Annotated in this window: 4 protein-coding genes; all 4 read right to left on the bottom strand. The window is 70.2% G+C overall.

Going from position 1 to position 4,988, the window contains the following annotated elements; translation table 11 throughout:
- Positions 1-145: 145 nt before the first annotated feature.
- The 4 genes from ACFVYE_RS46840 to hpnC all read right to left on the bottom strand — a co-directional run bounded on the left by ACFVYE_RS46840 (position 146) and on the right by hpnC (position 4,623).
- The gene (locus tag ACFVYE_RS46840; protein WP_389609674.1) at positions 146-1,249 is read right to left on the bottom strand and encodes a polyprenyl synthetase family protein; all 1,104 of its coding nucleotides are present in this window, start codon (positions 1,247-1,249) and stop codon (positions 146-148) included.
- Complete coding sequence (gene hpnE / locus ACFVYE_RS46835; protein ID WP_383979086.1) at positions 1,246-2,634, bottom strand: hydroxysqualene dehydroxylase HpnE; 1,389 nt, start codon at positions 2,632-2,634, stop codon at positions 1,246-1,248. The genes ACFVYE_RS46840 and hpnE overlap by 4 nt, the downstream gene beginning before the upstream one ends.
- 118 nt (positions 2,635-2,752) lie before the next feature.
- Positions 2,753-3,673 carry a presqualene diphosphate synthase HpnD gene (gene hpnD, locus ACFVYE_RS46830; RefSeq protein WP_383979083.1) on the bottom strand — a complete coding sequence of 307 codons (921 nt, stop codon included), beginning with the start codon at positions 3,671-3,673 and terminating at the stop codon, positions 2,753-2,755.
- A 29-nt stretch (positions 3,674-3,702) separates the two neighbouring features.
- The gene (gene hpnC / locus ACFVYE_RS46825) at positions 3,703-4,623 is read right to left on the bottom strand and encodes a squalene synthase HpnC (protein WP_383979080.1); all 921 of its coding nucleotides are present in this window, start codon (positions 4,621-4,623) and stop codon (positions 3,703-3,705) included.
- Positions 4,624-4,988: the final 365 nt, after the last annotated feature.

Raw genomic sequence — 4,988 nt, 5'->3', positions numbered from 1 at the left:
CTCACCGCCCCGGTGCTTCCGTGGGTCGTCGCTGTCTTGGCTCCCCCTTCGTGAAGTTGTTCCTCTGGTGTGGTGGGGACTCCGTCGGCCGGCGCCCGGGCGGGCCACCGGCCGGCGACTGCGAGTCATATGGAGCAGATGGTGATCATCTCTTTCGTACGACGACGAAGTCCGCGAGCGCTGTGAGCTGCGCCCGCACGGTTTGCGGCATGTCGACCCGGTGCAGTGCCTCGATGGCGACCGCATGCTGTCGACGGGCCTCCTGAGCGGTCCATTCGCGGCCGCCCGCCTCCTCGATGAGCGCCGCACGGGCGGCGAACTCCTCTTCGGAGAAGCTGTCGAAATCACTGCTCTTGGCGTCGGCGGCGAGCAGTTCACCGAGGCGCTCCGAGGCCGGTCCGCCCGCTGCGAGCGCGGCGACGACCGGCAGGGACTTCTTGCGCTGGCGCAGATCGCTCCAGGTCTGCTTGCCGGTGGACTCGGGGTCGCCCCAGATACCGAGCAGATCGTCGACGGCCTGGAAGGCGAGGCCGAGGTGGTAGCCGTATGCCTCCAGGGTGTCGGCGGTCCGGTCGTCGGCGCCGCCGAGAACCGCGCCGATGGAGCAGGCGCAGGCGAGCAGGGCGCCGGTCTTGTTGCCCTCCATCTCCAGGCACTCCTCGACGGTGACCCGCTCGCGGTGCTCGTAGGAGATGTCCTGGGCCTGCCCGTCGATGAGCTTGCGGGTGGCGACGGTCAGCCGGCGGGCCGCGCGGCCCGCCTCGACGGTGCCGAGCTCCAGCAGGATCTCGTTGGCGAGCGCGAAGAGCGCGTCGCCGACCAGGATCGCCTGGGCAGGGCCGTGCACCTTCCAGACGGTGTCGCGGTGGCGGCGCTGCTCGTCGCCGTCCATCAGGTCGTCGTGCAGCAGCGAGAAGTTGTGCACGAGTTCGACGGCCACGGCGCCGGGGATGCCGGCCTCGGCGGCGGCGCCGGCCGCCTCCGCGGACAGCAGGGCGAGCGCCGGGCGCACGGCCTTGCCGCCGTCGCCGTCGGAGGGCCGTCCCTGGGCGTCGATCCAGCCGAAGTGGTAGGCGGCGACGGTGTCCATGGGTGGTGCGAGCCGGTCAACGGCGGCCCGGAGCACCGGCGTGGAAAGGGCCCGTCCGCGCTCCAGAAGCGCGGTGACGTCCGTGGTGTCGGCCACGGTGTCGAAAGCCGGATTCGCCGGGGTCACTGACTCTCCTCTTGTTCCGGTGGTACTGCTCATGCCGCCTCCTGCAGCGGATGTTCATGGGTGCGGCCGAGCGTTTGGAGCGCGGCGTCCGCTGCGCTGAACCCGCTGCGGACGGCACCCTCCATCGTCGCGGGCCAGCCGGTGGCCGTCCAAGCTCCGGCCAGACTGAGGCCGGGGCTACGGGTGCGGGCTCCGGGCCGCAGTCGGCCGACGCCGGGGGCGGGGGCGAAGGTCGCCGTGCGCTCCCGGGTGACGAAGAAATCCCTGATCCCGGCCCCGCGGGCGGCCGGAAGGAGCCGCTCCAGCTCGGGCAGGTAGCGCTTTCGCAGCTCGGCGACGGGGAGGTCGATCTCCTCGTCGGCGGCGGACTGGGACAACGCGAGGTACTGGCCGGGTCCGGTGAGACCCGAGGCGTCCGTGCGGTCGAAGACCCACTGGACCGGGGAGCCGAGCGCGGCGAAGAACGGGCGGCGCAGCACCTTGCGGTCGTAGACCACGTGCACATTGAGGATCGGCGATGTGCCGATGTCGAGCAGCCGCTCCGGCTGGTCGAGCGCGCCCTCGGGCAACAGGTCGTGGGCCTCGCGCTGCGGGACGGCGAGGACGACGGTGTCCGCCTCGATCCGTTCACTGCCGGTGTCGACGATCCAGCAGCCGTCCTCCGTACGCGTGATGGAGGATGCCTTCGTACGCAGCTCGGTGCGTACCCCGGCGGAGTCGAGGGCCTTGCGGGCCAGTGTGTCGTGCACCTCGCCGAGCGGCACGCTCGCCCAGCCGATGTCTGCGGCGCCGGGCTCGGAGAGGAGCCCTGTCTTGAAGACCTTCGCGGCAAGGGCCAGCGAGGAGTTCGGCGCGGTGGCGTTGAGTGTGGCGACGCCCACCAGGTCCCAGAGGGCCTCGATGGTGCGCGGCGACTGCCCGTGACGGGCGAGCCAGCTGCCGAAGTCGATGGCGTCGAGCGCGGGGTCGTCCGGGTCCAGTCGGCCCAGCGCCAGTGCGGCGCGCGCGACACTCGCCCGCTCGATGAGCGAGAGATGCGGATAGCCGGCGAGTCCGGCGGCGAGGTGGAACGGCACCGGCAGTGCGTTGCGGCGCAGCCGTCCCAGCCGGGGGCCGGAGGGTCGCCCGACATCGAGAACAGGCACGTCCAAACGGTTTTGCAGTGGTGCCAGCCGTGTCCCGTCGACGCGGTCGAGGAACCACCGGTAGGCGGTGCAGCAGCGCAGATAGACATGCTGTCCGTTGTCGACCGTCAGTTCGCCGCGCCGGAAGGAGAAGGCGAGGCCGCCGAGCCTCGGCCGCCCTTCGAGCAGGGTCACGTCAAGCCCGGCGTCGGCGAGACGCAGGGCCGCGGTGACGCCGGCGAGTCCACCGCCGATCACGGCCGCGCGGGAGGAACGCGGGGCGTCGTCCGTCATGCGTCCTCCTTTCGCCAGGCCACTTCAGTCAGGGACGCGTCAGTACACCAGAGGGTTGACCGCTGATCGAAGCGACTCACCGTGATGCACATGTTGGGAGAGATGTCCGTACGGCGCATCAGACACGCCCCCTGGCCGTGCGGCGGGAGATGTATCGCGCATCGAGTCCCGACAGTCCACGCACCGCGACATACGCCTTCTCGTGGCCGGGCAGCGAGACCCGGCCGCGCAGCACCGCCTCGGGGTCGCGCTCGATCCGGTCGAGCAGTCGCCGGTAGATGCCTGCCATGGCCGCGACACAGGCGCCGCTGCGCCGGTCCAGCATCGGCAGCAGCCGGTACCCCTCGGCGAACAGGGCACGGGCACGCCGTACCTCGAAGTGGACCAGGCCCGCGAAGTCGGCGCCGGGCGGCGGGGTGGCCCGGTGGAAACCGGCCGAGCAGCCGAACTTGGCGAGGTCGTCGGCGGGCAGATACGTACGCCCGTTGCCCGCGTCCTCGCGCACGTCGCGCAGGATGTTGGTCAGCTGGAGCGCGAGGCCGAGCGTATCGGCGTACTCCGCGGCCCGGTCGGCGCCCGGAGCGCCGGGTTCCGTACCGAAGACGCCCAGGCTGAGGCGGCCGATGGCGCCCGCGACACAGCGGCAGTAGACCTTGAGGTCGTCCCAGGTCTCGTACGTCGCACCGCGCACATCCATCAGCACGCCGTCGATGAGTTCGTCGAGCCCGCCGAGCGGGAGCGGGAATCTGCGCGCGGCGTCGGCGAGCGCGACGGCCACCGGGTCGGTGTCGTCCTCGTCGATCACGCCGTTGCGGATCCGGTCCAGCAGTGTGCGGGTGCTCTCCAGGCGGGTCCGCTTGGTCTCCGGCTCCAGCTCGCCGTCACCGATGTCGTCGACACGACGGGAGAAGGCGTACAACGCCGACATGGCCTGTCGCTTCTCGGCCGGCAGCAGTCTGATGCCGTACGCGAAGTTACGCGCCTGCTGTCCGGTGACCGCCTCGCAGTAACTGTATGCGGCCTGTACCGGTGCCGACATATACGTCGTCTGTCCCTCCACGGTCCGGCTCACCCCTCTCTACGCGCTCTTCGCAAGACAACTCCCACTTCGCGCAGCAGGCTGGGCTTGGTGGGCTTGGGCGGTCCGGGCAGTACGTCGAACCCGGCGGCCGCGATCGCGGTGAGGGCGGCACGCCCCCCTCCCACGAATCCGGCGAGAAGCAGCTTGAGCCTGCCGTGGACGCTACCCACCAGGGGGGTGCCTTCATTCAGCAGTTCCCGAGCGCGTTCTGCTTCGTACGCAACCAGTGAACGCACCGATGCGCCCCCCGACGGGGCGGCCAGATCGGTTTCGCGGACATGGAACCGGGCCATGTCGTCCGCGGGCAGATAGATCCGGTCGCGGCCGAGGTCCTCGGTGACGTCCTGGAGGTGCTCGACGATCTGCAGTGCCGTACAGACGGCGTCGGAGCGGCGGATGCGTTCGGGGCTGGCGGTTCCGGTGATCTGCAGGACAAGTCGGCCCACAGGGTTGGCGGAGAGCTCGCAGTAGGAGACGAGGTCCTCGTACGTCCCGTAGCGGCGGACCTTCTGGTCCTGCCGGTTCGCCTCGATGAGTCCGAGGAAGGGATCGGGAGTGAGCACACAGCGCCGCACAGTGGGGCGCAGGGCACGCAGCAGGGGGTGGCGCGGGCCGTCGCCCGCGGTGTCGAAGACCCGGTGCAGATCGGCCTCGAAGGCATCGAGCATGGCGAGCCGGTCCTCCGTCTGCGCCGGGTCGAGCCCGAGATGGCGGGCGTCGGCGCCACCGGGGGCGAGATCGCCGTCACCGATGTCGTCGACGAGACGGGCGTAGCCGTAGACGGCCATCAGGTCGTCGCGCCAGGCGCGCGGCAGAAAGAAGGGGGCTACGGGGAAATTCTCGTCCGCGGCCTTGTCGAGGGTGCTGGGCACGGCGGCATCGGGGTGCGCCTGCTGGGTACGGGTCACCACCGACCGCCCGGCGCTGGGACGGCGTGAGCACCTCGGAGCTGGAGATTTTCCGTCATAGCCGTCACATCTCCCGTTCTACACTGCTGACCTAAAACATCCCATTCCGGACACGCCGCCCGCTCCACCGAGTGCGGAGCACGCCGCCAGGCCGTATGGCCAGGCACTATCGCCCCACTTGCAACGAATCAGCACCGCTACAGCTTACGTTGTACAACGCTCATCGATACGTCGGGGTATTACGCGCAGAAGAACAACGCGCCCTGCCCCGCCAACCTTCCCCGTGCGCAAGGAAATTGACGTCATCCGACGGGAGGAGATCTTGTGCAGGGCATACCGCCGGGGGTGGTGGGCGCCGCCGGGAG

The sequence above is a fragment of the Streptomyces sp. NPDC058239 genome, assembly GCF_042882185.1.
Lineage (GTDB): Bacteria > Actinomycetota > Actinomycetes > Streptomycetales > Streptomycetaceae > Streptomyces.
This window is presented reverse-complemented; position numbering and strand designations above follow the sequence as displayed.

Bases quoted from the DNA above. Each gene is read 5' to 3' on its own strand.
- ACFVYE_RS46840 (WP_389609674.1), bottom strand. From the start codon at position 1,249: ATGAGCAGTACCACCGGAACAAGAGGAGAGTCAGTGACCCCGGCGAAT.
- hpnE (WP_383979086.1), bottom strand. From the start codon at position 2,634: ATGACGGACGACGCCCCGCGTTCCTCCCGCGCGGCCGTGATCGGCGGT.
- hpnD (WP_383979083.1), bottom strand. From the start codon at position 3,673: ATGTCGGCACCGGTACAGGCCGCATACAGTTACTGCGAGGCGGTCACC.